This window comes from Parabacteroides sp. AF18-52, from assembly GCF_003479145.1.
In the GTDB taxonomy this organism is placed as follows: Bacteria; Bacteroidota; Bacteroidia; order Bacteroidales; family Tannerellaceae; genus Parabacteroides; species Parabacteroides faecis.
Window position 1 is genome coordinate 151,236 of the sequence record NZ_QUGR01000005.1, and the last position, 23,831, is coordinate 175,066.

Annotated in this window: 26 protein-coding genes and 2 pseudogenes; 17 read left to right on the top strand and 11 right to left on the bottom strand. The window is 45.3% G+C overall.

Translation table 11 applies throughout. The features are described 5' to 3' along the window. Positions 1 to 197 precede the first annotated feature (197 nt). Positions 198 to 2,021 (top strand): TrkH family potassium uptake protein, encoded by a 1,824-nt coding sequence (locus DWX23_RS10730; protein WP_122374495.1) that lies wholly within the window; start codon positions 198 to 200, stop codon positions 2,019 to 2,021. A 12-nt stretch (positions 2,022 to 2,033) separates the two neighbouring features. After that, positions 2,034 to 2,720 carry a TrkA family potassium uptake protein gene (locus tag DWX23_RS10735; RefSeq protein ID WP_122351643.1) on the top strand — a complete coding sequence of 229 codons (687 nt, stop codon included), beginning with the start codon at positions 2,034 to 2,036 and terminating at the stop codon, positions 2,718 to 2,720. Between the two features lie 235 nt (positions 2,721 to 2,955). On the opposite strand, the gene DWX23_RS10740 is transcribed toward DWX23_RS10735, so the two are convergent. Continuing rightward, a complete protein-coding gene (locus DWX23_RS10740) occupies positions 2,956 to 4,224 on the bottom strand; it encodes a hemolysin family protein (protein WP_122351644.1) in 1,269 nt (422 codons plus the stop codon). Between the two features lie 96 nt (positions 4,225 to 4,320). Here DWX23_RS10740 and DWX23_RS10745 point away from each other — a divergent pair, with 96 nt between their 5' ends. Continuing rightward, entirely contained in the window at positions 4,321 to 5,442 is a 1,122-nt protein-coding gene (locus DWX23_RS10745; RefSeq protein ID WP_122374496.1) for a Card1-like endonuclease domain-containing protein, read from the top strand. 402 nt (positions 5,443 to 5,844) lie between these two features. Here the strand turns inward: DWX23_RS10745 and DWX23_RS10750 are convergent, their stop codons facing one another. After that, positions 5,845 to 6,780: a TIM barrel protein gene (locus DWX23_RS10750; RefSeq protein ID WP_122351646.1), complete on the bottom strand. Its 936-nt coding sequence runs from the start codon at positions 6,778 to 6,780 to the stop codon at positions 5,845 to 5,847. A gap of 99 nt (positions 6,781 to 6,879) precedes the next feature. Here DWX23_RS10750 and DWX23_RS10755 point away from each other — a divergent pair, with 99 nt between their 5' ends. From DWX23_RS10755 to DWX23_RS10765, 3 genes are all read left to right on the top strand, one after another. Further along, positions 6,880 to 7,155 carry a zinc ribbon domain-containing protein gene (locus DWX23_RS10755; protein ID WP_122361681.1) on the top strand — a complete coding sequence of 92 codons (276 nt, stop codon included), beginning with the start codon at positions 6,880 to 6,882 and terminating at the stop codon, positions 7,153 to 7,155. A 38-nt stretch (positions 7,156 to 7,193) separates the two neighbouring features. Continuing rightward, positions 7,194 to 8,000 carry an AraC family transcriptional regulator gene (locus DWX23_RS10760; RefSeq protein ID WP_122374497.1) on the top strand — a complete coding sequence of 269 codons (807 nt, stop codon included), beginning with the start codon at positions 7,194 to 7,196 and terminating at the stop codon, positions 7,998 to 8,000. Positions 8,001 to 8,077: 77 nt separating this feature from the next. After that, entirely contained in the window at positions 8,078 to 8,485 is a 408-nt protein-coding gene (locus DWX23_RS10765) for a pyridoxamine 5'-phosphate oxidase family protein (RefSeq protein ID WP_122374498.1), read from the top strand. A 152-nt stretch (positions 8,486 to 8,637) separates the two neighbouring features. On the opposite strand, the gene DWX23_RS10770 is transcribed toward DWX23_RS10765, so the two are convergent. Both DWX23_RS10770 and DWX23_RS10775 read right to left on the bottom strand, forming a co-directional pair. Then, positions 8,638 to 9,327, bottom strand: coding sequence for a CDGSH iron-sulfur domain-containing protein (locus DWX23_RS10770; protein WP_122374499.1), 690 nt, complete (start codon positions 9,325 to 9,327; stop codon positions 8,638 to 8,640). Between the two features lie 91 nt (positions 9,328 to 9,418). Continuing rightward, entirely contained in the window at positions 9,419 to 11,995 is a 2,577-nt protein-coding gene (locus tag DWX23_RS10775; RefSeq protein ID WP_233587577.1) for a hypothetical protein, read from the bottom strand. Positions 11,996 to 12,154: 159 nt separating this feature from the next. Here DWX23_RS10775 and DWX23_RS10780 point away from each other — a divergent pair, with 159 nt between their 5' ends. The 3 genes and pseudogenes from DWX23_RS10780 to DWX23_RS10790 all read left to right on the top strand — a co-directional run bounded on the left by DWX23_RS10780 (position 12,155) and on the right by DWX23_RS10790 (position 13,706). Further along, complete coding sequence (locus tag DWX23_RS10780; protein ID WP_122361677.1) at positions 12,155 to 12,433, top strand: hypothetical protein; 279 nt, start codon at positions 12,155 to 12,157, stop codon at positions 12,431 to 12,433. 3 nt (positions 12,434 to 12,436) lie between these two features. Next, positions 12,437 to 12,649: pseudogene (locus tag DWX23_RS10785) on the top strand (RtcB family protein); the annotation flags it as partial. A gap of 112 nt (positions 12,650 to 12,761) precedes the next feature. Beyond that, on the top strand, positions 12,762 to 13,706 hold the full coding sequence (locus tag DWX23_RS10790; protein WP_122374500.1) for a homocysteine S-methyltransferase family protein: 945 nt from the start codon (positions 12,762 to 12,764) through the stop codon (positions 13,704 to 13,706). Between the two features lie 2 nt (positions 13,707 to 13,708). Here the strand turns inward: DWX23_RS10790 and DWX23_RS10795 are convergent, their stop codons facing one another. Continuing rightward, the gene (locus tag DWX23_RS10795; protein ID WP_122374501.1) at positions 13,709 to 14,182 is read right to left on the bottom strand and encodes an Lrp/AsnC family transcriptional regulator; all 474 of its coding nucleotides are present in this window, start codon (positions 14,180 to 14,182) and stop codon (positions 13,709 to 13,711) included. 173 nt (positions 14,183 to 14,355) lie between these two features. On the opposite strand from DWX23_RS10795, the gene DWX23_RS10800 reads away from it, so the two are divergent. Both DWX23_RS10800 and DWX23_RS10805 read left to right on the top strand, forming a co-directional pair. Further along, complete coding sequence (locus tag DWX23_RS10800; protein WP_122374502.1) at positions 14,356 to 15,261, top strand: DMT family transporter; 906 nt, start codon at positions 14,356 to 14,358, stop codon at positions 15,259 to 15,261. Positions 15,262 to 15,396: 135 nt separating this feature from the next. Continuing rightward, a pseudogene (locus DWX23_RS10805) lies at positions 15,397 to 15,965 on the top strand (ORF6N domain-containing protein). A gap of 118 nt (positions 15,966 to 16,083) precedes the next feature. On the opposite strand, the gene DWX23_RS10810 reads toward DWX23_RS10805, so the two are convergent. Beyond that, positions 16,084 to 16,611 (bottom strand): DJ-1/PfpI family protein, encoded by a 528-nt coding sequence (locus tag DWX23_RS10810; RefSeq protein WP_122374503.1) that lies wholly within the window; start codon positions 16,609 to 16,611, stop codon positions 16,084 to 16,086. Positions 16,612 to 16,776: 165 nt separating this feature from the next. On the opposite strand from DWX23_RS10810, the gene DWX23_RS10815 reads away from it, so the two are divergent. Continuing rightward, positions 16,777 to 17,130 (top strand): helix-turn-helix domain-containing protein, encoded by a 354-nt coding sequence (locus DWX23_RS10815; RefSeq protein ID WP_122354025.1) that lies wholly within the window; start codon positions 16,777 to 16,779, stop codon positions 17,128 to 17,130. A 271-nt stretch (positions 17,131 to 17,401) separates the two neighbouring features. Here the strand turns inward: DWX23_RS10815 and DWX23_RS10820 are convergent, their stop codons facing one another. Together DWX23_RS10820 and DWX23_RS10825 are read right to left on the bottom strand one after the other, a co-directional pair. After that, positions 17,402 to 18,337, bottom strand: coding sequence for a YafY family protein (locus DWX23_RS10820; protein ID WP_122374504.1), 936 nt, complete (start codon positions 18,335 to 18,337; stop codon positions 17,402 to 17,404). A 62-nt stretch (positions 18,338 to 18,399) separates the two neighbouring features. Then, positions 18,400 to 18,822 (bottom strand): pyridoxamine 5'-phosphate oxidase family protein, encoded by a 423-nt coding sequence (locus DWX23_RS10825; protein ID WP_233577116.1) that lies wholly within the window; start codon positions 18,820 to 18,822, stop codon positions 18,400 to 18,402. A 249-nt stretch (positions 18,823 to 19,071) separates the two neighbouring features. On the opposite strand from DWX23_RS10825, the gene DWX23_RS10830 reads away from it, so the two are divergent. Both DWX23_RS10830 and DWX23_RS10835 read left to right on the top strand, forming a co-directional pair. Continuing rightward, a complete protein-coding gene (locus DWX23_RS10830; RefSeq protein ID WP_122354028.1) occupies positions 19,072 to 19,503 on the top strand; it encodes a hypothetical protein in 432 nt (143 codons plus the stop codon). Positions 19,504 to 19,510: 7 nt separating this feature from the next. Then, positions 19,511 to 19,735, top strand: coding sequence for a helix-turn-helix transcriptional regulator (locus tag DWX23_RS10835; RefSeq protein WP_122354029.1), 225 nt, complete (start codon positions 19,511 to 19,513; stop codon positions 19,733 to 19,735). Positions 19,736 to 20,213: 478 nt separating this feature from the next. Here the strand turns inward: DWX23_RS10835 and DWX23_RS10845 are convergent, their stop codons facing one another. Both DWX23_RS10845 and DWX23_RS10850 read right to left on the bottom strand, forming a co-directional pair. Further along, on the bottom strand, positions 20,214 to 20,579 hold the full coding sequence (locus DWX23_RS10845; RefSeq protein WP_075558127.1) for a type II toxin-antitoxin system HigA family antitoxin: 366 nt from the start codon (positions 20,577 to 20,579) through the stop codon (positions 20,214 to 20,216). A gap of 41 nt (positions 20,580 to 20,620) precedes the next feature. Next, positions 20,621 to 20,914: a type II toxin-antitoxin system HigB family toxin gene (locus tag DWX23_RS10850; protein WP_122354031.1), complete on the bottom strand. Its 294-nt coding sequence runs from the start codon at positions 20,912 to 20,914 to the stop codon at positions 20,621 to 20,623. A 171-nt stretch (positions 20,915 to 21,085) separates the two neighbouring features. On the opposite strand from DWX23_RS10850, the gene DWX23_RS10855 reads away from it, so the two are divergent. The 3 genes from DWX23_RS10855 to DWX23_RS10870 all read left to right on the top strand — a co-directional run bounded on the left by DWX23_RS10855 (position 21,086) and on the right by DWX23_RS10870 (position 22,821). Continuing rightward, positions 21,086 to 21,424, top strand: a complete 339-nt coding sequence (locus DWX23_RS10855) for a DsrE family protein (protein WP_122374506.1) — start codon at positions 21,086 to 21,088, stop codon at positions 21,422 to 21,424. 57 nt (positions 21,425 to 21,481) lie between these two features. Further along, positions 21,482 to 21,898 carry a DUF3788 family protein gene (locus DWX23_RS10860; RefSeq protein ID WP_122374507.1) on the top strand — a complete coding sequence of 139 codons (417 nt, stop codon included), beginning with the start codon at positions 21,482 to 21,484 and terminating at the stop codon, positions 21,896 to 21,898. Between the two features lie 134 nt (positions 21,899 to 22,032). Further along, a complete protein-coding gene (locus DWX23_RS10870; protein WP_122374508.1) occupies positions 22,033 to 22,821 on the top strand; it encodes an aspartate dehydrogenase domain-containing protein in 789 nt (262 codons plus the stop codon). On the opposite strand, the gene DWX23_RS10875 is transcribed toward DWX23_RS10870, so the two are convergent. Next, positions 22,804 to 23,688, bottom strand: a complete 885-nt coding sequence (locus DWX23_RS10875) for a D-isomer specific 2-hydroxyacid dehydrogenase family protein (RefSeq protein ID WP_122374509.1) — start codon at positions 23,686 to 23,688, stop codon at positions 22,804 to 22,806. The genes DWX23_RS10870 and DWX23_RS10875 overlap by 18 nt on opposite strands. Positions 23,689 to 23,831 lie beyond the last annotated feature (143 nt).

The window sequence follows — 23,831 nt, forward strand, 5'->3', positions numbered from 1 at the left end:
TATTTATAACAGCTTATTTATCTGCTATTTTACTATCTTACCTCATACAATAACATTTATCACCCATAATGTAAACAAAACAATATTATGGTAAAACGTTGATATTTTTCTTTTTAACATGCTTTATCAAAACTTTCTAAACTATTCCCACCCCGGAATACTTTTATTAATACATTTGCTACAGATTTTACTTGATCATGGACATAAAACATATACAGTTCACATGCCGGATGTATTGGGCCAACGCAAAAGGGCTGCTGAATATAGCGGCAGAAGGTATCATACTCCTGGCATCCATCGCCTCCCTGTTTGTTCTGGTTTATCAGTTCGGGTTTCAGCAGACCAGCGAAACTATACATCATTTATACCTGAGCCGTATCTATATTTTACTGGGGTTCTTTATCGGGATCACACTGCGGTATATAGTCCGGTTCAATGAGATCATACAAGAGAAGTTGCTGTATTTGGATATCGGGATCTATTTTCTCCTGTTTGCCGTTCTATCGGCAAAGGTCTTTTTCAGGGACGTCATCGAGCGGTCATTGCCTTATCTCGACTTCCTTTCGAAGCCGCTGTTCGTATATACTTTACTATTGCTGCTGAGTGTTATCCATTTATCGCGGCAGACATTCACACTGATGCAGACCCGTATCAAACCGTCGCTACTGTTCCTGCTCAGTTTTATTTTCGTAATCCTGATCGGCGCAGGATTATTGATGTTGCCGAATGCCACTACCCGGCCGATCCATTTTGTGGATGCCCTGTTTACGGCTACGACTTCGGTTTGCGTAACAGGACTTACGACGGTGGATGTAGCGACCACTTTCACTCATATCGGGCATGTAATCATTATGATCCTGATACAGATCGGAGGGATCGGCGTGATGACTTTCACCAGTTTCTTTGCGCTGTCTTTTATGGGGCATTCTTCTTTTACCAGCAAACTGATGCTGAAAGATATGTTGAATGAAGAGCGTACCGGAGGACTGTTCCGGGTGATCCTGAATATCCTGTTTGTTACTTTCTTCATCGAAGGGATCGGGGCTTATTTCATTTATATGGATATAAGAGGCACGTTACCGGGTGCCACGGTACAGGATGATATATTCTTTGCCATTTTTCATGCAGTATCGGCTTTCTGTAATGCCGGGATCTCTACGTTAAGCGGTAATATGTGCGATCCGTTAGTTGTACATAATTACAATCTGCATGTCTGGATTTCCCTGCTGATCATCTTCGGCGGACTGGGTTTCCCGATCGTATTCAACTATCTGAAACTGCTAAGGCATTTTATCGTAAATACGTTCATGGTCGCTACCAGGCTGCAAAAACGGTATATCCATACTCCCCGCATTATCAATATCCATACTTATATCGTAGTGATAAGTACGCTGGCGTTGATCATCGGCGGAATGATCCTCTATTTTATTTTTGAAACGGACAATACGCTGGCAGGCCTTCCGCTCAAAGGGAAACTGGCGGATTCTTTACTGGGAGCAGTCACCCCGCGAACAGCCGGATTTACGGTAGCCGATATGGGAACACTTCGTCCAGTAACCTTGATGCTTACGCTTATTCTGATGGTTATCGGTGCTGCACCGATGTCTACCGGGGGTGGGTTGAAGGTAACGACGGTTTTCGTGGCGATCGTCACGGCATTGAACGTTGCCCGTGAAAAAGAGAAGGTGGAAGTACGTAAACGGGAAATATCTCCCGCAACAATCCGCCGGGCGTTTGCGACCATTGTCCTTTATTTCATTTTCGCCTCGGTTGCAGTCTGGATGCTGTCTTACACAGAAGAAGGGACGCCGATCTTTACACTTACCTTCGAAGTTGTTTCTGCCTTGAGTACGGTAGGGTCGAGCCTGAATTTTAGTCCGCTGCTTTCCATGACGGGAAAGCTGATCATCATCTGCACGATGTTGATCGGACGTATCGGGGTACTGACTTTTATGGTCGGCTTTATAAAAGAGTACAAAAAGAGGGATTATACATACCCTCAGGAAAATATATTAATGTAATAAGAATGCCTTATGAAATTTCTGGTTATAGGATTAGGTAATCTGGGACGTGCCATCGCGGAAAATTTAACCCGCATCGGCGACGAAGTGATCGGTGTCGATTTGAATCTGCATAAAGTAGAGGCTGTCAAGCAGACCATTTCCGGTTCTGTCAGCCTCGACACGACCGACAGGGATGCGCTGAACACGCTTCCGCTAAGCGAGATGGATGCTATTTTTGTGACCTATGGGAAGAATTTCGGTACTTCAGTACAAACAGTCGCCTTATTAAAGAGCCTGGATGCCGGCAGGCTGATCGTCCGTTCCATCTCTCCCATCCATGAAACGGTGATCCGTTCTATCGGTGTGTCGGAGATCATTCGCCCGGAACAGGATTATGCCGCCACATATGCTTCCCAGAGCTTGCTGGGCGATCTGTTCCAGCGTTGGTATCAGGTGACGGAGACGCATCATCTGTACAAAATAAAGACACCGGGTGCTTTGGTCGGACAGACTTTAAGGACGATCGACTTCCAAACGAACTTCGGTATCCGCCTGGTCGGAGTAGAACGAGCCAAAGAAATACGAAACCTGATTGGATTGAAACAAACAGAATATTATGTGGTCGACCCTCTAACCGATGATCTGGTGCTGGAATCCAACGACAAGTTGATCCTCTTCGGAAAAATGGAGGTGCTTCATAAGATCAAAGAACTGTAAGAAGAGAGAAACTATACAGAAGGCTTTTCAAAGCATATATGTTTTAATGACGAAACATATATGCTTTGAATACAAAAGTCCCTTATTTTGATTACAAAATAAGGGACTTTTCAAATCTACTCAGTGAATGTCACTATTCACTATCAAGAAAGAGGATACGATACATTCCTCTATCGAATTATGGCTTACAGTTTCAGGGAAATCCTTCCACTATTTAATCTTCGTACAAAGAATATCAATCTATCTTCTTCACCAACACCTTGTCGATACGTGCCCCATCCATATCCACGATCTCAAATTCGAAAGTTAACCAATTCAGTGTCTCACCGGTCTTCGGGACACGTTCCAATATTTCCAGGATCAAGCCGCTCAACGTATTATAATCATGTTCGGCATAGAGATCTTCCATATCGAAATACTCCAGAAAATCATAGAAGTTATACTGTCCGTCCACCAACCAGGAACCATCGGCACGCTGAGTGATCTCAGCCTCTTCTCCCAATTCCGGAACCTGGCCGATCAAACCTTCCATGATATCTTTCAAAGTAACGATACCTTGGATACCACCGAACTCATCCGTCACGATACCATATTTAACACGTGCCTGTTTGAACTGCTCCAACGCATTATAAACACTTTGGTTTTCCGGCAGATACTGAGCCGGACGTATTACCTGTTCCAGCGAGAAATCAGGTTCATCGATCCGTCCGAACAGATCTTTCAGGTAAACGACACCTTTGATATTATCGAATTTTTCGGAAGCTACCGGATATATATTAAACAGGTTTTCCTGTACCTTTTCACGGATCTTTTCAATACTATCCGTTACATCCAGCCAAACCAAGTCACTCCGGTGTGTCATAATCGAACCGACATTACGGTCTCCCAGGTTGAACACACGTTCCACAATGTCTTGTTCTACTTCCTGCACTTCACCTCCGTCAAAGCCTTCTTTGACGATCGCCTTGATCTCTTCTTCCGTTACTTTATTTTCTTCATTTGCTTTAATTCCGGTAATTTTAATAACAAAGGAAGTACTTTTAGATAATAACCATACAAAGGGTAAAGCCAGCTTTGATAGCAGAAACATGGGTCTGGCAACCAGCATCGAAACCCGTTCGGCATATCCCATGCCGATACGTTTCGGCACAAGCTCACCCATGATCAAAGTAAGATAAGTAACGATTATAACGATTACAGTCTTTGACAATCCTAGTGCATAAGGCTCAAGTACGGGAACATGACGTACCACTTCTGACAGATTATAGGCGAAAGCCTCTCCTGAATACAAACCGGTCAGGATTCCGATCAGCGTGATACCGATCTGGATAGTAGATAAGAAACGATCGGGCTCACCAGCCAACTTCAGAGCTGTTTGCGCAGATTTATTACCTCTTTTTGCCTCTAGTTCCAACCGGGCCTTACGGGCAGACACTAAAGCGATCTCAGACATCGACAAAATACCATTCAACAAAATAAGGCCGACAATAATAAAAATTTCCATTTGCTATATATACAGCGATTGATTAGGGAGCGAAGATATGAATTATATCGAAATTAATACTACATTTAGAACCTTAATTAATATATGATATAAAACATGAAACATCAGATCATATTACTTGGCAAAGATATCACCTCTGTTTATCACGGGATCAAAGAGTTTGCACCCGACCATGTGCATCTTCTTTGCACAAACGAGACAAAAGATGTAGCTGCCCCTTTATTTCCGCTACTCCCCGCCAGTATCCGCCGGACCTTATACCGGACCGAACCGTACGACGGAGAAAACGTTCGCAACGTGTGCCGCAAGATACACCAGGCCTACCCTACCGACGAGTTTGCCTATAATCTTTCGGAAGGAACCAAGCTGATGGCATTCGCCGCATTTACAATAGCCAAAGAATATAACGCCCCGGCCTTCTACCTGACTCAACTGGGCGACCTGATCCGGTTGGAAAACTTTGAAAAGCATCCGATGCAAAGCCAGTTGGATAATAAAGAGATATTGGGCCTGAGCGGAAATATCCTGACGGAATACCAGGACGCCAAACAATTGAGCGATGCCGACATACAGGCTTCCGTCTCCATCAAGCAGTTTATCGAACAATACCCGAAAGAACATACCATGATCCAGAAGTTCTTCAATATATTCTGCAATAAGGAACTATCCCGCTTACCGTCATCACGGGTTTTCAAGAGCGGGTTGCGCTTCAAGCAAAGACAGGATACTTTCCTCATTGCACAGCAAAACCATGTATTGCTCAGGTTAACGACCCCCAACGCAGGTATGTTATTTTTCAAAGGACGCTGGTGGGAAACACTCGTTGCCCATAAAGTCAGGACATGGAGCCAGAGACATCCCAACCGTCCCGAGGTATGGCAGAGCGTTCTATTCAGGACAGAAAACAACAGTTCCAGGACAAAAAACGAAGTGGATGTCTTGTTGAACAACCAACAGAAACTAATATTCATCGAATGTAAATCAGGAAATGTAACGCAGAACGATATATATAAGGTAGATGCGGTACGTGAAACCTATGGCGGAGATATCTCGCTGGCCGTATTAGCCAGTTATTACCCGGTGGAAGACAGTTTACAGGAAAAATGCAAGGATCTGCAGATCAATTTATTTGCCCCTGCCTATATCGACGATCGTATCCATCATCTGGATACCCTTCCCGACTGGTTGGAAAAGCTGTCCAACTCCCTACAGTTATAAAAAAATGAAGCCGTTCTACCTTCTCAGGCGGAACGGCCTTTATCAATCGATAAGTTTTTGCTAATCTAATACATATTAGAAAACAATATCGGGAGATAGATACTTACACTTATTCTAAATTCTAAACTTCATCATCATATTCATAGAGGGGAACTCACTTATTCCCCAACACCTTTATTTATGCAAATGACGTGCCAAAAGAATATAAAGTCGAAATACACCTATCTAATACACTAACTATCAACAGATAAAAACATTTTATATCACATCTTGTATTTCCGTACATCTCACAACTGTGGTGTGGAATCGATGTGGAAGTGTGGATTTTTTCCACACCACACTAAAAAAGCCGGTCTATTCCTAGACCGGCTTTCACACGTACCTTTATATATTATACTTTACTTATTTTACAAACTTGGCTTTCAAAAGATAATCGGCACAACCTTTTATCCCGTCAAACTGGGTACGGCCATCCGGCATACCTTCCAGTTCTACATAATATTCCTTTACACCGATCTGATAGGCCTGTTTGAAGATCATCTCAAAGTTCATAAAGCCAGATTGTCCAAGGATTGCACGATCTTTGATATGCAACAGTTTAATACGATTCGGATATTTCTTCATGTATTCCACCGGATCATTCTGCCCGATCACCGTCCAATATACATCCATTTCAAAGAATACCAGATCAGGATCCGTATCTTTCAGGAAAAGATCATAGATTTTTTCGCCTTTGTTATGGCGGCCGAATATAGCTTCTTTACCTCCGGGAAGTACTTTGGCAAACTCAAAGTCATGGTTATGGTAGCCAAAAGGAATACCTGCCGCTTTTACAATTTTTCCGGCTTCGTTGAAAACATCGCAAACATAGCCTACCTCTTCCACACTGCGGGTACGGGGTTGTCCGGGCTGAACCAGATATTTCACACCTAACTTGGCATGATCGTCTGCCGTCTTTTTCCAATATTCCATAATCATATTGCGGGTATCCGGTGTGTACTCGCCTGTCGGAGGATTCACGTGAGAACTGGTGATCTTCAATCCGGCATCTTCTGCCATCTTCTTGAATTCCATCATATCGACACCATTGATCTTGCCGTTATTGTAACCCGCCAGTTCAAGAGTGGAATAACCCATCTTTTTAAGGTTCTTCATTCCACCGGGAACGTCCTTCATCAGTTCACCTCCCAAAGAATAAATCTGTAAACCGATACTTTTGGCAGCAGTCGTTTCCGATACGACGGGAGTGGCTGCATGTAATGATTCTGCCTTTCCGGCTACCAGCCCCCCCAAAGTCAGGACAGAGGCACTTTTTAGAAAATTTCGTCTATTTACCATGGTCTATTAAAATTTAAGTCTTCAAAGGTATTGTTTTTAATCTGAAAAATAATTCTATATTTGTTCTAAAATAAGAGGCTTATAAATAAATTTAAGAGTATGGAACCTATTTATTGTCAAAGTTGCGGGATGCCGCTGATATCCGATACGGATTATGGAACAAACCAGGACGGGAGTAAAAACAAAGAGTATTGCGCGTTCTGTTTTAAAGACGGGAAATTTGTACAGGATGTAACGATGGATGAAATGATCCAAATCTGTCTTCAGTATTCAGATTCTTTCAAACACGACAACGGCGAAAGCTACACAAAAGAAGAAGCGCTTGCCGGCATGCAGTATTATTTCCCTCAACTGAAACGCTGGAAAAAAGAGTGAACCTCTACGAATCCAATCAAACTGTGTAATACGCCATTATGTACCAGGAATATCCTCCATGCCCGTCACTGGCTCCCTATATCGACAAATATTGGGAGGTGAAAGGCGAGACTGAATACGACATGCGTTATAAGATATTGCCTGACGGATGTGCGGATTTCATCTTTTCCATCCAGGAACCGTCGCAACCTCTGAACGGTGAAATGCTGATGCAGCCTTACCGTTTTTATTTCGTCGGTCCCATGCGGGTTTATTCCGAACTGGTCACACGTTCGACCAACCTTCATATGATGGGTGTACGCTTCTCTCCTTGCGGACTGGCGGCATTCACAAAGGTTCCTTTGGGAGAATTTACCGACATGCGAATCGATGCTTCCGAATTGGATATGCTTTTCGACAATAGTTTTGCAGAAATGTTATGCGAAAGAGAATCTTTGCAGGAACGCATACAAATCATAGAAAGGTTCCTCCTTTCCCGCCTGTCCGCTATCATTACCATAGACCGGCAGATGTTGCAGGCAACCGATCTGATCATCCGGTCGAACGGGATGCTCCCCATCCGTCAACTGACCGATAAATTATATCTCGGCCAACGTCATTTCGAGCGCAAATTCAAACACGTCACCGGTTATACACCGAAAGAATTCAGCAGGATCACCAAATTCAGGAACGCAACCCGAGTTTTAAGGGGCATAAAAGATACAGACATGCAGCAGTTAGCCATCGACTGTGGCTACTACGACCAATCTCATTTTATCAAAGAGTTCAGAAGATTATCTGGAAGCAATCCATCCGCATTCATGTCTTTACCGATACCGGAAGACGATCCGCTTACCTATATATAATAGAAGAAAGTCGATTTTTTACAACAGCAACCGCGAAGTTTCCCTTATGTTTGCCTCCGAAACAAAAAAATAGTTTTATGGAAAAGATCAAACAAGAGGCAATCGAATTGCTGAATAACTGCGAGGTAACAACATTAGCCTCCATCGACGAACAGGGTTATCCCCGTCCCATAGTCATTTCGAAGATCAAGACAGACGGGATCGATACGATCTGGTTCTCAACGGGAACGAGTTCTGAAAAGACAAAGAATTTTATCGAAAACCCGAAAGCAGGCGTCGCTTTCTTCAAGGAAGGCGACAGTGTGACGCTGACAGGCACCATCGAAGTAGTCGAAGACGCTGCGGAGAAGAAAGCATTATGGGTAGACTGGTTTTATGAGCATTTCCCCAAAGGTGTGGAAGACCCGGAATATTGCATACTGAAGTTCAAAGCTGAACGGGCAACTTACTGGATCGGCCATAAGTTCGTGAAGGGGAAAGTGTAAACATCATATACGTTTTAAATAAACAATCGTTCGATAACTGTTCTTTATTCGTTCGACAACCATCGAATAATTATACGACAGTTGTCGAACGAATAGAGAACAACTGCCGTATGAATACTTATTTAAACCCAACGGTAGTTTACATTCAGACATTAATCATCCAACTCTCCCTGATTCCGCATGTGCTTGCCATCGCAGAAGGGTTTGTTCTGTGAAAGACCGCAACGGCATAACGTAACACGGTTGCGCACCGGATAGACACGTCCGTTTTCGTCTTCTATAGGAATACCGCCTTTCACCCAGATAGGACCGTGTACGCTGGCAGGGACATCTTCCAGGATGCTGATACCTTCGGGCAGTTCGGGTTCAATCCGTTTACCATCTTTCGTAACGGCTGTCAGCCGACCGCTGGGGCAGTTGGCGCACTGTTGTTTTACTATTTCAATCGTATCCTTCGAGTCACCCTCCTCCACCTGTTGCCAGGCAGTACCGTGCGTATCGCAGAAACGGGCTACCGCACAGAGGCTTTCGGCATCCAGCATATCGATGACTTTACCTTCATAAAGGACAGACATTTCATCATACGAATCGTGACTGGCTGTCGTATCTCCTTTAAAGCCAATCTTTTTATGCGTTCCGTCGCAAAAAGGTTTGTTGTGCGAGCCACCGCAACGGCACAGATGATATACGCCTTCGACGGAATACTTTTGTATTTCCTTATAACCGGTGGAAGCTCCTTTCCGGTTGCCGATATAACGTAACTGATTCAACGGGATATCCCCGATCACTTCGTAAGGTCCGTTCGGGAGAACCTTGATTTTCTTTTCACTATTAGATTCCATCACCTAAGTTGTTTTAATTTTATGTACTATTTATTAAACAACCTGGATTTCAGTTTGTTTAGTCAAACCTTCCGGAAAATCAAGCCATCCGCTAAAATCCCAGTCCAAGCTCGAACATGAAACGGAAACTATCGGTCGAACCGAACCATGAATACTTCGTCGTGACCTTGTTGATCAACGTCAGCCATACCCCTCCTCCGTACGAGGTATGCCACCTTTTCGATTCTTCACCCGGGAACCAGACACGGCCGTAGTCGAACCCGGCAAACACTCCGTACTTCAAAGGGGTGAACGGATTCTTAAGTTTCCCCATATCCAACCGGATATCCGAATATTGGTAAAAAGCTTGTTTCCCGATAAAACGGTTATCCCGGTAACCGCGTAGCTCGGTGGATGCCGCCTGGTAGAATTCGTATTTATTGTTGAAGAGCAGTTTACATTTCGCCATCGTCGCCCAGGTCAGACGATCGGTAATCCGTACGTCCAGTTCCATAGAAGCACCGGCATAAGGGAAATTACGTCCGGCATCCCTCAGATTCATCATCCAACCGGCTGTTACAGCTCCACCGATCCGGGGGATAAAAGAAGAAAGCTCTTTCTCCGTCTCCAGCGTAGCTCCCAGGTCGAAGAAGTAGTTATTCTTGAAAATCCGGTGATCTTCGGGATAATACTGGTTGATGAAACGGTCGCTCGTTTCCTTCGCCTTGAACATTTCCAGCGAAGTTCGAACAGTCAGCTTTTCATTCTTTCCGAAATTGAGCAGAAAAGAAGGCGACAGTTTGAACTCGCGGATATGGACACGGTTGTAATTTTTCTTCGCTTCCTTATATCCGTCCGTATTATTCCCGAAACCGAAAAAGTTATAGAAATTCCTCTTCGAACTGATTGTCGCCTCTATATTGAACGATTTCTTTCCGTCGTAAGAAAGAAAAATCCCTTGGTACATGAACCCTTGCAGGTAATTATAGCCGACACGGTGCTGGTAAGTAAACGGCGAACGTTTAAAGCCATACATCGTATAGGTAAAGAATGTGCCGAGACTGAATCCTTTATCCGAGTCGTAAATCCCCCAGGGTGTGAGCGACATTTTATGATATTTGATCTTATTGTAGTCATACTGATGTATTTCCGGTATATCCGAAAAAACTTTACGGGCATGAGGAATGGAGTCTAACCGGGCCTTTTCCGACTTATACTCGTAAATCCGTATATGATGACCCGGGTCCAGCCGGTAGCTATTCTCACCACGGCCGGCAATCAGGAAGACAGGCATTTCTTTCTTTGCTTCTCCGTTCACTTCAAAACGGTCGTCACCTTCAAGGCCGTATAGCCAAAGTTCCTTGGTCTTTTTCCGGCTATATTTCCGGTCGAACACCAGCCGGTCTGTCTCTTTATCGTAGATGCGGATAAACAAACTATCCGGATTAGTACGATCGATGACGAAACGGTCAGAACGGTTGCTTCCCGTCAGAACCGGGGTTCGCTGCAACTGATCGAAATAAGCCGTTGCTATCTCTTCCAGCCTATCCCGTCTCTGTTTCACGATCGCGCTGATCCGTTCGATCTCCTTATCCTCTATTCCCTTCGGCAAACGCGAGAAAGCATCGTCTATCACCGAATCGGTCAGTGTCCGGCGGATGAATCGGGCCTGCTGCATCCATACATCGGCATCACTTTGGGAAGCCAACGCCATATCCAAAGAAAAACCCAAGGCGTTCTCTTTGCGGACGCTTTTCAGCGAAGGATCGTAATTAACAATGAAACCCAGGCCCAACACCCGGAGCATTTGTTTGAACAAAACGCCGTCAACCTTCGTAAAAGCATGGTTACGGTCGATGACGATCGGGTCGAAGGTTAGGCTGTCGCCCCGCTGACGCGCTATCCAGTTCCAGTTTTCGGGTATCTTATTCCAGTCACCTATCACCATATCCAACAGACGTTCGCGGATATAAAGTTCCTGATTCACCTGATAATTCTTATCCGTCCGGATAGTATCCAGCAAATCTTCTGTCAGGAGAATATTCGGGCGGGTATTAAAATCGGGCACATCGATGACACTGACCAGCTTATTTCCGATAGGCGTTCCATCTGCCACTGTATCGGTTGTGGAATACTCGGGCAAGTAAAAGATCCGCGAATTATTTGAGTTCAACCCCGACGAACGCGCCAGATAATCGGCAGAGATAAAGGTAAACGGATTGATAATAGTATAGGCATCGCCGATGAACTGGTCCAGATATGTATTTCTGAATACTTGTTTGCTATAGACTTCCTGGAAGAATTTCGATTCGAGGAAGGTAGTATATCCACCTAGCGGCTTTAAAAGACATAACTGTGCCTGATCGTTTTCCAGAAGTAATCCCTGGAAATCAGTAGCCTGCTCCACCACCTTCATCCCACCCCAAAGCGTTTGCAGGGTGACGGCAGGCACGGTGATCGGGATAGAATATAATTTCCGGTAATGTTCTCCCCAAAGCATCTTATAAAAATCACTTTTCTCAGTGGCCGACGACGGGTAGATCGATTTTCGGACCAGCGAATCACCTTCGGTCATACCGGCACTGTCGACCGGCAACAATAAATCCGCTGCCGCCTCCGGAGACGGAAAAAACAGCAGGACCAACAATAATATATAGTAACAGACAGTATAAACATGTAATTTCATCATCTGCAAACTGAATCACAATTATATTCAAACAAGTAACACCTGTATATTTACATAACAGAGCAGGCATTCAACTTGTTTTACTCATAACGCCTGGCAGCCTGATCCAGTTTTTTTCGTATTTTAGCAGACAATAAACGAATCCTTTAAAAAGAAAAGCTTATGAGTTTTGCTGGCCATGTTTTCGATATGATACGAAGGAACAAAGAGGATCGGGAGATGCTCAGACAACTCCGTGACCGGGGAAAAGACACCCGTGCAAAGTACGCTTCCCAACTCCCGGACATCAGTGCCGAAGAGTTCGACCGGATCAACCGGCAGGTGAAAGAACGCGAACAAGATGAACAAAAGTACTTCTCACAAATAAAATATGTGATTTTATTGGCTGCCCTTGCTGCCTTTGTCTTATTATGGATCATATTAAAAGTATTCTCTTTCTGATATCACCATAACTTCACTTGGCGGGAAGAAATTTCGCCCAACCGCTACGCCATCGTCCACCGTAAAAGGGCCGCTCCTGCCGGAAAAGGGCAACCCGGACTGATCCCCGGCAGTATGGCTACTCCCGGTTTAGAACGAATTATGCCAGCTCAGGAATCGCTCGTCGATATCCACGGCAGGTTCATACCCCGGATAGTAAGAATGAATAAAGAGTAAAAGAGAGTAATCTACGAAACATCTTATATAATGTAAAACCAGCAAGATCGGACAAATAGAAACCGTAAAAGTTTCTTACATTTGTCGTCCAGGCTAAAAAGACTCTATTTTAATGAACAAACATAGTTTTACCGAATCTTACGACACATGCCCCGCCCTGCTGACAGAGGGTGCTATCGTCGAAAGATTACGCCACGAATACCGGATCTCCCTGGACGAACAGATCGTCCACGCCGGATTGATATACGACGAACAACATAAGCAACAACTGGCTGCCATCTACAGCCAGTATCTGGATATCGCGGAAAGCTCGCGGCTCCCTCTCCTGCTGATGACCCCTACCCGGAGAGCGAATAAAGAACGGATTGCCGCATCGGTATTCAGGGACAAAGATATCCTGGCGGACAATGTCGCCTTCCTTTCTGAGCTAAGGGACCGATACACGACTCCGGTCTATATCGGCGGACTGACCGGATGCAGGGGAGATGCTTACAGCAACCGGAAGTATTTTTCCATTGAAGAGGCTTTCAGCTATCATCTTCCTACGCTCCTTGATTTCAAAGAGTCCGGAGTCGATTATCTGTTTGCCGGCATCATGCCTGAACTGACCGAAGCAACCGGCATGGCCAAGGCAATGGAGACAACCGGTTTACCCTACATCATCAGCTTTATGATCGGACGCAACGGCCGACTGATGGACGGAACGTTCATCCACGAAGCAATCGAGGCTATTGATAAACAAACCTCACGCCCTCCCGTCTGCTATATGGCGAACTGCGTGCATCCGGATGTCCTCTTTGAAGCTTTGTCGCATCCGATGAACGATACGGAACTGGTGAGAACGCGCTTCAACGGCATCCAGGCGAACGCATCCAGTCTCAGTCCCGAGGAACTGAACGGTTGCTCCTGCCTGCAATCGTCGACCGCCGCCGAACTTTCAGACCGCCTTATGACTTTATTATGGGATTTCCCGCTGAAAATCTGTGGCGGTTGCTGCGGAACCGACGGCTCGCACCTGAAAGAGTTTGCCGATATCCTGTCGCGCCGCGCCGGATAGTTTCATTCACCCGGCACCACCTTCAAGGCGGTTGTATGCTTGATCTCGTTCAACACGAACGAACTTTGCATCTTGACGATGCCATTTACTTTGGTAAGCTTGTTAAAGACAAACTGGTCGTATGCAGCCAGGTCTTTAACAACCACCTTGAGAAAGAAGTCGTAGATGCCGCCGATCGAATAACATTCCATCACCTCGTCGATCTCTTGTATCTCTGCTTTGAACCGCTGGATATGCTCATCGTTGTGCACCGCCAGCGAGACGTTGCAGAAAACCACGAGCGGAAGTCCTACCTTCTTATTATCCACCAGGGCGACATAATTCCTGATATAGCCTTCTTCTTCCAGCCTTTTCACCCGTTCGTAGACAGGCGTTTTCGAGATATTCAGCTCCGCCGAAAGCTCTTTCATATTCACTTTGGCATTATTCTGCAAAGCCTGTAAAATTTTAATATCGATCTGATCCAGTATTGCCATAGTATTTTTTCCTATTTTCGTTGTAAAAGATATTCCCAAAACACACATTATCCTGTATAGAATCCAAATATAGGAATAATTCCTTATTTTCAACAAATACACAGAACCTATTTACTTAATACATATATTTGCGGAACCATTTTCCTCCATTGTTAATAGAAATTCATAAAAATATGGCAAAGAATAATCTGACTTACTGGTATCATCTGATCGCAATCATCACGGTTATTATCTGGGGTACGACTTTCGTTTCGACAAAAATCCTGATTCATAACGGGCTGTCTCCCGTCGACATTCTTTTCTACCGTTTCGCGCTGGCTTATGTCTGCATCTGGTTTATTTCTCCCAAGGTGCTGTTTGCCCGGAGCAAACGGGATGAACTTATGTTCGTAGCCGCCGGGCTTTGCGGGGGATCGATCTATTTTATTACCGAAAATACGGCGCTGGGGATCACGCTGGCTTCAAACGTGTCGCTCATCATCTGCACCGCTCCTATCCTGACGGCGTTTCTTTCGCTCCTGTTTTACCGCGGGGAGAAGATCAAACCGAATCTGATCTACGGCTCGGTCATGGCGCTGATCGGGGTGGCGTTTGTCGTGTTCAACGGTAGTTTTCTACTGAAGATCAATCCACTGGGGGATATGTTGACGCTGATCGCAGCGTTGATGTGGGCGTTTTACTGCCTGATACTGAAACAGATGGGGAACCGGTATCCGACATTGCTGATTACCCGGAAGGTGTTTTTCTACGGGCTTGTCACATTAACCCCGATGTTCCTACTCCATCCGCTGAATACGGATACGGCGATACTCTTCCGCCCGGTCGTTGCAGCTAACCTGCTGTTCCTGGGCGTGGTAGCATCGATGCTTTGTTACATCATGTGGAACACGGCAGTCAAAGAGCTGAGTCCGTTCCGCACGGCCAACTATATCTATATTGTCCCGCTGGTGACGCTGATCACTTCCGCCATCGTGATCGACGAAATCATTACGGTGATCGCCCTGATCGGATCGGTCTTTATCCTGAGCGGGGTTTATATTGCGGAGAGGGGATTTCATTTTAAAAGAAACAAGGGATAAATAAATATTCGTTTCATGTATCATCATAGTCTTAAAATCTTGCCTGAGAATAAAAAATAAGGCTTTAAGCATGCTGAAAACAAATAATGGTTATCTTTACGAAACTAAGATTAATCATAAAAAAATATCTTAACTATGAACGAATTGCAATTAATCCAAAGTAAGATCTATGAAATAAGAGGTCAAAAAGTGATGCTGGACAAAGATCTAGCGGAGTTATACCAGGTTACAACCGGAAACCTGAATAAAGCAGTTCAAAGGAACATTAAGCGTTTTCCCCTTGATTTTATGTTTCAGTTAACAAAAAGCGAGTTTGAAGAACAAAACTTGATATTCCAAAATGGAACATCAAGATGGGGGGAACTCGTAAGTTTCCCTTTGCTTTTACAGAACAGGGATTAGCTATGCTTTCAGGAGTACTCAATTCGGACATCGCGATACAGGTAAATATAAATATTATGCGTGCTTTCGTTGCTGTCCGCCAGAAATTAATTATGCCCCCTATCGATAAGTTCACAGCACTTAAGCAGGAAATAAAAGACCTGAGAGAATATATCGAAGAGACGTTTACCGATTACAACGACATCAACGAAGATACCCGGATACAACTTGAATTAATCAATAAAACACTGGCTGAATTGCAAGTACAAAAGACACTATCGGATAAGCCACGTAACCCGGTAGGCTTTGTGAAGCCAAAATAATTTACTCATAGAAACGTACGGGGATAGTGTATCTTATCCGAATAACCTTTCCCCGACGTTTAGCTGATTTCCATTTAGATACCTTCTTCATCCAAGCGTTCGGACGAAGAGGAACGGATTACTTCAGTGCCTCGACCACCCGCGGCAGCATCGTCCAGATAGCGTTTTCGCACTGTGCTGTGTAGAAATTACCATCTATCTCGGATTTTTCGTCGGTAGCCTGGGCAGACTGGATGGCAGGCTTTGCCAACGGGTGAACGGCCACTTTCTTTCCTTTCGCAACGCCTGCGATCTCAAACATCATCGCGGCGGCACAATGTCCGATCATGATCTTGCCTTTATCACCAAAGGCTTTGATAACGGCCAGCATATCCTGGTTGTACTGCTTGCCGGCATTTTCGCTGAACACCGGAACGGCATCGCCGCAACCGAACACCAGCGCATCGAACTCGTCCTCATGCCCTTTCAGGTTGGCTATCACATCATCCACGATCAGCTTGATACCTGAATTTGTCTTGATCTCTGCCGTCTCGGCAACAGCAAACACCTTATAAGAAATTCCGTTTTCAAAAAATGCTTCCAGATACTGGAACAACCCTGATCCGTTCACCGGATTTACTGCTAAAACTGCTACTTTCTTTGACATAATTGTAATTATTAAGTGAAACAATAGTTACCTTTCGTAAGTTTATTACCTTTGTGCAGCAAATGTAGACGATCCGGGCGAAAGAAACAAGAACGCACCTCGGAATAAGCTACTTACACGCAGGTAACCATTATTGAGTTTCAACTTCATACGAAAAGAAAGAAAATGAAAAATTTTCATCCTACAGGAAATTGCCCGGTCCGGGACGTCCTCAGCCGACTTGGCGACAAATGGTCGATGCTGGTCCTGACTACACTGAGTGCGAACGGCACGATGCGTTTCAGCGACATCCACAAGACCATCGACGATATCTCGCAACGGATGCTGACCGTCACGCTCCGTACCCTCGAATCCGACGGCCTTGTGCACCGCAAAGTCTATCCCGAAGTGCCGCCCCGCGTGGAATATTGCCTCACGGAAATGGGCACGACGCTCATGCCTCATATCCAGAACCTGGTAGATTGGGCACTCGGACATATGGACGAGATTCTGACCAGCCGGGAGACGGCTAAAGGATAAACAATCTTGAAAATCAACCATTTTCCCGAAACGGCCACCGCTACGGAGAAGTCCTTATTGCCTTGCCGGAAAAAAGAATACATGCCTTGCAAAAAGAGGATACATCCTTTTGAAAAATAGGGTGCATGCTTTTCGGAAAAAGGGTGCATGCTTTTCGGAAAAAGGGTGCATGCTTTTTGAAAAGAGGGTGCATGCTTTTTCGATAAAGGGTGCGGACCTTTTGTGCAAGAGAAAAATAGGATTTTATCCGAAGATATAGAGGTAGTTGCTTTCAGATGCGGATCTTGCCGATCAACTCCCGGACGACTGTTTTCAAAGCTTCCGGCGCGATGATCTCCGCCCGGTCGGCAAACGACAGGTACCAGTGGCCGAACTTGTCGAGCGAATAGGTCCGGTATTTCTGGACGAAGTACTCCCCGTCCGCCACCTCCTCATAAAGTCCGTAAGTGTATTTGGAAACTTCCGTATCGCGTGCCACGTCACGGTGGACACGGAGCGTCACTTCGACCTCATCCTCTACATCATAGATCCGGGGGATCAGCTCGTCGAGCGGAAGATGCTCCTCCTCGAAACCGTTTTCGCCCAGACAGAGGTGGACGATTCTGCCGAGATGGAAGGTGCGGTAATCCCTCCTCAACTTGCACCAGGCGAGGACATACCAGATGCCGCCCATGAAGAACATACCCTGGGGTTCGATCGTACGGTGGGTGACCTGGTAGTTGTAGCCCGCCTTGTAGGTCATGACGAGCTGTTTCTTGTTCAGCAACGCCTTCATAAGGGTTTGCAGGACATTGGCAGAGGCGGTGCGCGTATTCTGGTGGATACCCGAGATACGGATATAGGGGTCGAAATGATGGAGGATATCTTTGTCGGCCGTCCGCAGCACGGCGCGTATCTTGTCCATCCCGCTGCGGAATACATCGTAGGTATCGCCGTCGGTCTGATGGCGGACAAGTTTCTCCGCCACGAGGAAAGAGAGGGCCTCGTCGATCGTGAACATCAGGGGCGGCAGCTTGAAACCGTCCACCAGCGAGTAACCCAGCCCAGCCTCGCCGCCGACAGGGATCCCCGACTCTTCCAGCGAACGGATGTCGCGATAAACCGTCCGGAGACTTACACCGAACTGATCCGCTATCTCACGTGCGGTGACGACCGGGCGGGATTGCAGCTTGACCAGTATAGCGGATATTCGTTCCAGGCGGTTCATTGTGTGCGTTTGTCGGATTGATTGGTGACAAAGATACAACTTTTACGTTACCGGCAGCGGGATCAGCAGATCATCGCCCGGATAGAAGCCGGGATGAGGCGGATAATACAGATGCCCTCTCCCGTCGGTCCTTCGGGTGAGTATTCGTTCATCCAGTCTTGCCAGAGTTCGCGTTTCAATGCTTCGTCGGTGATGATCTCGGCTTTGCCTGCGATCTGGACCTGCCCGCTCTCCATCGTAGCGTACATTACTTCACAGCGCGGATCCAGGCGGAGGTTCGCTAATTTCTGACAGCTGGCTTCTGTCGCAAAATGGAGTTGCTGCAAGGTCTGGCCTGCCAGGTTGTTGAGTCCCGAAAGGCGCGGTCCCGTCTCCGGATTGTTGGTGGCAACGATGCCATATTCAAATCCCCGGATGAACTTTTCCGCTTCTTCCACCTGCTCTTTCGTCATCCCCGCAACTTCCCCTAAATAAAACAATTTCATTTCCATCTTCGTAGTTTTTTAATGTTAATATTTGAACTGTGAAGCAAAGGTATGGGGAGGGGGTGACAACAGTATGTCAGCAGGGAAGAGATTATTTCGATAGTAAAAAACATTTTATTTCGATGGTGATGAAAAAAAGAGAGGAAAAGATAGAGTATATCACAATAAGTATTTATATTTGTAACCCATAGGTTACATTATAAAACCTAGAGGTTATATTAATAAACACTAGTTAACACATTTGTCATTATGGAAGCATCTATCATTGAAAAAACAGAGAAAGCTAGATTTAATGTCATGTTATTACAGATAATCAGTTTTGGATTTTGGATGGCCGGAGGGATTTTAATTCAATTTCCTTTCAGTAAACCTGTTATTATTATATGTAGTGTAATGTCGGCTATTTCCGGCTTATTATTCTGTTATGCAACGTTTAAGAACCTGTTCCTCAGCCGGGAGATCAAGAACAATAAAGAGTTATTCTATGCTCTAAGTAACGAAATGTACAAAAGTTTCGATTACAAAGCCCGAACCAGTGGCTTATTCTCCACACTTATAAGCGTAATACTTATTTATTTGCTGGATGATTATATCCATTTGCCGGTCAAGATGTACTGTTTAATCCTTCTGTTCATCGCCGTTATTACGGTAGGTGTACATCGGTTGATTCTATATAAATAATAGTCAGATGGAAAACAAAGAACTAATTAATAAAATAAAAGTCTACCGGGCGATAAAAAAGATCAGCCAGGAAGAACTGGCCATTGCCATCGGGGTTACCCGCAAAACCATAAATACCATCGAAACAGGTAAATATATCCCTTCAACTATCCTCGCATTAAGGATCGCCCGATATTTTAACGCTCCCGTCGAAGCTATCTTTGAGTTGAATGAAAACGACGAGGCCACTTGATCATACTCCGAAAACCGAACAATTTTCAGATAAATGAAAGGTCTCCTTCTTTTTTATTTCAAAGGATATAGAGTTTTCCTTTTTATTATGTAAGTTTACAACTCAAACCATAAATCTAAAATCGTATGCTTGATAATACTCAAATTGATAGAATATTTAAGAAGTTAAGAAAGATATATCCTATAATAACAGGAACAGCAATCGGACTATTTTTATCAGGGAATATTGTTCCTATACCTCCCAATTTCCCTTATAGTCACGGGATATGGGGAGTTATGGGAGTCTGCATAATTATCCTGATCTCCTTCATTTTCTCCTATCTGAGCTACGTGATTAAAAAAAAGATCGGCCTCCTGCAAAAGAAAGACGGCGAGGCATAGAATTAAGCTATCATTCAATCCTCTTTTCATCAGAAACATCTATACAAAACTACGGTTTATTTCAAAAAAGGTAGTCGTTTTGTACAAATAAGATCCAATTACACACCCAAAACAATATTAGCATCAATATGTAATTTCCGGCTTATATCTCTGGCTACCTTTAATGTCGGTTCACATTTACCGGAAAGATACTCACTAATCCGGGAAGGACTAACACTCAACAACTCTGAGAGCTTTGTCTGGGTAAGATTCATTTCATACATACGAAGCTTAAGTACATCTACCAGAAGAGGGGTTTCCACTGGAAAATGTTCTTCTTCGTAATCGGCTACTAAGTCCGAAAGCAAATCCAGTTCAAGGAAATTCTTGTTATCAGTAGGTGTATTGTTATTTACAACCTTCAGCAGTTCTTCTATTCTTGCACAGGCTGCATCATACTGTTTTTTATCTTTTATCTTTGCCATATTTATCTACAGTTTAAAGTGTGTCTCACTAATGCAAAATACTATATCTTAGAACAGTCTATTTTATCGTATTCATTATGTGTGCCTATAAAGCGAATGAAAACTTTTCTGGCAGCAAATAATATGATAGCAACCAATCTATAGTCATTACCTTTTATATTAAAAACAAATCGGTCATTACCCACAAAATCAACACTATTGAATGTTTGCTTTACATCTGCCAGGCATAACCAATCGCTTCTTTCCGTCTTTTTATACCAATCTTTCAAAGCGACATCTGCATCAGCATGTTTCTTAGAATATTCTCTTATGGCTGCAAATGTGATTATTCTCATGATTAATTATTTGCGACAAAGCTACTCACTTTATTCCAAATAACAAAATATTTTTCCAATATACAAAAGCGCTTTCCCTTAAGAGTAGAGATTATCCCTCAAAGAGTATTTAATTCTATTTTTTATATACATTTGCGAATCGACATAACCATATACATAAATCATCTTATTATGAACGACAAATTAAACATTCTCTGGATAACCGACAATAAAGACACTATATTCAATATGTTATCGATGTACACCCTCAACTCCAAAAAGAGAGGCTGGTGGAAAGAAGTGAACGTGATCCTTTGGGGAGCCTCCGTTAAGCTCGCCGCCCAAGATACGCAGGTGCAGACGGAAATCCTGGAAATGCTTCAAGCAGGCGTCACCGTCGAAGCCTGCCAGGACTGCTGCGAAAGGTTCGAAGTGAAGCCAATCATCGAGAAACTGGGTGTTACCGTCAGATACATGGGAGCCCCGCTAACCGAATATCTCAAGAACGGAGAAAAAATATTGACCCTTTAACGGGCGACATATCCTTATACAATTCTCTTTATTTTATACACCGAAATACACAACATTATGGAACCTCTGATTTTAAAAGACAAAAACGTTTTCCCCACTAATGAAGTCATCGCCGACGTTCTGGAGGCAAGTTTTCCCGCATTCGAAGAATTCAGCGCATCGGCCGCAGCCGCCGACCTGACACTCGAGTGGAACTATTACAACGACGGGAAGGCCTGGTTATGCAAAGTCCTGTCAAAGAAGAAAAACCTTGCCTGGCTGGTCATCTACCAGAGCTTTTTCAAAGTCACTTCCTACTTCACGGAAAAACACCTGGACCGTATCGCCGGGATGGAAATTACGGAAAGCATCAAAGAAGAATTCTACCGGGCCAAACCCAGCGGAAAACTCATCCCTATGACCGTTGCCATCACCGAAAAAGAGCAGGTGAAGGATGCCTTATCGATGATACTTTTCAAAAAAGGATTAAAATAGACGCATATGCAACCCAACGAGATCATAAAGAAACATATCGCCCCCTGCGGACTTCACTGCGGAGGCTGCTTTGCCTTCACATATTCGCCAGTCCCGTTTGGGAAATCAGATTAAAATCGAGTACCTTTGCCTGCATGGAAAAGTTAGTAATTGTTGGATGCGGACGGCTCGGAGGTATCGTAGCCGACGCTGTGATCAAAGGCATTTTGCCTGAATATGAGTTAGTGGGGGTCTACTCCCGCACAGTCTCCAAAGCAGAAAACCTGGCTGCCCGGATGCAACAACACGGGAAACCTTGCCGGGTATGTGCGACCATCGAAGAATTGCTTGCCCTGAAGCCGGACTATCTGGTGGAAGCCGCCTCGCCTGCCGCCATGAAAGAGCTGGCGGTGCCTGCACTGAAAAACGGCACTTCCATTGTCACCCTTTCGATCGGGGCACTGGCCGACGACCTCTTTTATCGCGAGGTAGCGGAGACAGCCAAGGCAAACGGCACCCGTGTCTACCTGGCCTCCGGGGCTACCGGCGGCTTCGATGTGCTGCGGACTACCGCCCTGATGGGAAACGCCACCGCCCGTTTTTTCAACGAGAAAGGCCCTAACGCCCTGAAAGGAACCGCCGTCTACGATGAATCGCTGCAAACGGAACAGCGCGTCGTCTTCTCCGGAAATGCGGTGGAAGCCATCCAACTCTTCCCGACGAAAGTCAATGTTACGGTAGCGGCCTCGCGGGCTTCGGTAGGACCAGCGAACATGGAGGTGACAATGCAGTCCACCCCCGGATTTACGGGCGATACCCAGCGGGTAGAGATCAGGAACGATCAGGTGCATGCCGTCATCGACGTCTACAGCGCAACGGCAGAGATAGCAGGATGGTCGGTAGTGAACACCCTGCTCAATATCACCTCACCCATCGTATTCTGAGAGGTTGGCCAGTACTTTTTCGCTCAGGCGGTCGAACGCCTGGCGTGTACGGCCGGTCGACACCTGCATGCAACGTACGTGCGGATGGCTCAACAACTGGGCGTTGCCCAAAGCACCTGCGGTATCGCAGAAACAAAGGTTGTCGCCTTCCAGCCACTTCACAAACGGAGTCTCGTCCCAGGCGGGAGACAACCCCGTATTGAACAATATCTTTTTATTACCGAGCTGCTTAAATTCCGCTTCATGCAGCAAGACCGTGTTCTTATTCAGGCAGCAGCAAACCACTTCACTTTGTGCCAGCAGCTCACCCAGTGGCAGGAAACGGTAGCCCTTCCTACGTGCCTCTTTCTTCTCGCTCCGGGCGAAATAGGCGACATCGGCACCGAAGAACTTCAAGGCATCGGCAATCATCCCACCGGACTTACCCAGCCCGACGATCCCCACTTTCAATCCGGTGATCTCGCGAGGCATCTCATCCCATGCCTCCTGTCCGAAGCCGTGCAGGCAACGAACCAGCTCGCTGATAACATACTCCACCACCCCTTCGTCGCCATAATCGCGGATACCGGTCACAACAATCCCCCGCTCGTTGGCATAGCGGATATCGACATTGGCGCTCTCCGGCGAGTAAAGGGAACAGCACATCCCGATATAGCGGACATTCGGGCATTTCTCCAGTGCCGCCCGTTCGATCCGGGAGGTGTAACTCAAAAGGACAGCGTCCGCATCCCCGATACGGGCAGCCACCTCTTCATCTCCCGCGGGTATGTCATCGTACATAACTACTTCTTTCGCAAAATCTTGCAATTTCTTTTCTGCTGACGGAATCAGGCTTACAGGCTCTATCGCCACTAATTTATTGAACATGAATATTTCTGCTTATTTGTTTCCTCACAAAATTAATCCTTTTCGGTAAGAAACAAAAGACTATTTCCATCCATTCTTCCCTTCTCTCCCCTATTTGCGCATCTGTTATGCTGCCGGGAAGCATCTGTTATGCCTCCGAATAG

Bases quoted from the DNA above. Each gene is read 5' to 3' on its own strand.
- DWX23_RS10745 (WP_122374496.1), top strand. From the start codon at position 4,321: ATGAAACATCAGATCATATTACTTGGCAAAGATATCACCTCTGTTTAT.
- DWX23_RS10850 (WP_122354031.1), bottom strand. From the start codon at position 20,914: ATGAGAATAATCACATTTGCAGCCATAAGAGAATATTCTAAGAAACAT.
- DWX23_RS10860 (WP_122374507.1), top strand. From the start codon at position 21,482: ATGGAACCTCTGATTTTAAAAGACAAAAACGTTTTCCCCACTAATGAA.
- DWX23_RS10810 (WP_122374503.1), bottom strand. From the start codon at position 16,611: ATGTCAAAGAAAGTAGCAGTTTTAGCAGTAAATCCGGTGAACGGATCA.
- DWX23_RS10735 (WP_122351643.1), top strand. From the start codon at position 2,034: ATGAAATTTCTGGTTATAGGATTAGGTAATCTGGGACGTGCCATCGCG.
- DWX23_RS10845 (WP_075558127.1), bottom strand. From the start codon at position 20,579: ATGGCAAAGATAAAAGATAAAAAACAGTATGATGCAGCCTGTGCAAGA.
- DWX23_RS10780 (WP_122361677.1), top strand. From the start codon at position 12,155: ATGAGTTTTGCTGGCCATGTTTTCGATATGATACGAAGGAACAAAGAG.
- DWX23_RS10835 (WP_122354029.1), top strand. From the start codon at position 19,511: ATGGAAAACAAAGAACTAATTAATAAAATAAAAGTCTACCGGGCGATA.
- DWX23_RS10815 (WP_122354025.1), top strand. From the start codon at position 16,777: ATGAAAAATTTTCATCCTACAGGAAATTGCCCGGTCCGGGACGTCCTC.
- DWX23_RS10775 (WP_233587577.1), bottom strand. From the start codon at position 11,995: ATGATGAAATTACATGTTTATACTGTCTGTTACTATATATTATTGTTG.
- DWX23_RS10750 (WP_122351646.1), bottom strand. From the start codon at position 6,780: ATGGTAAATAGACGAAATTTTCTAAAAAGTGCCTCTGTCCTGACTTTG.
- DWX23_RS10825 (WP_233577116.1), bottom strand. From the start codon at position 18,822: ATGAAATTGTTTTATTTAGGGGAAGTTGCGGGGATGACGAAAGAGCAG.
- DWX23_RS10740 (WP_122351644.1), bottom strand. From the start codon at position 4,224: ATGGAAATTTTTATTATTGTCGGCCTTATTTTGTTGAATGGTATTTTG.
- DWX23_RS10855 (WP_122374506.1), top strand. From the start codon at position 21,086: ATGAACGACAAATTAAACATTCTCTGGATAACCGACAATAAAGACACT.
- DWX23_RS10755 (WP_122361681.1), top strand. From the start codon at position 6,880: ATGGAACCTATTTATTGTCAAAGTTGCGGGATGCCGCTGATATCCGAT.
- DWX23_RS10760 (WP_122374497.1), top strand. From the start codon at position 7,194: ATGTACCAGGAATATCCTCCATGCCCGTCACTGGCTCCCTATATCGAC.
- DWX23_RS10730 (WP_122374495.1), top strand. From the start codon at position 198: ATGGACATAAAACATATACAGTTCACATGCCGGATGTATTGGGCCAAC.
- DWX23_RS10875 (WP_122374509.1), bottom strand. From the start codon at position 23,688: ATGTTCAATAAATTAGTGGCGATAGAGCCTGTAAGCCTGATTCCGTCA.
- DWX23_RS10800 (WP_122374502.1), top strand. From the start codon at position 14,356: ATGGCAAAGAATAATCTGACTTACTGGTATCATCTGATCGCAATCATC.
- DWX23_RS10770 (WP_122374499.1), bottom strand. From the start codon at position 9,327: ATGGAATCTAATAGTGAAAAGAAAATCAAGGTTCTCCCGAACGGACCT.
- DWX23_RS10795 (WP_122374501.1), bottom strand. From the start codon at position 14,182: ATGGCAATACTGGATCAGATCGATATTAAAATTTTACAGGCTTTGCAG.
- DWX23_RS10820 (WP_122374504.1), bottom strand. From the start codon at position 18,337: ATGAACCGCCTGGAACGAATATCCGCTATACTGGTCAAGCTGCAATCC.
- DWX23_RS10830 (WP_122354028.1), top strand. From the start codon at position 19,072: ATGGAAGCATCTATCATTGAAAAAACAGAGAAAGCTAGATTTAATGTC.
- DWX23_RS10765 (WP_122374498.1), top strand. From the start codon at position 8,078: ATGGAAAAGATCAAACAAGAGGCAATCGAATTGCTGAATAACTGCGAG.
- DWX23_RS10790 (WP_122374500.1), top strand. From the start codon at position 12,762: ATGAACAAACATAGTTTTACCGAATCTTACGACACATGCCCCGCCCTG.
- DWX23_RS10870 (WP_122374508.1), top strand. From the start codon at position 22,033: ATGGAAAAGTTAGTAATTGTTGGATGCGGACGGCTCGGAGGTATCGTA.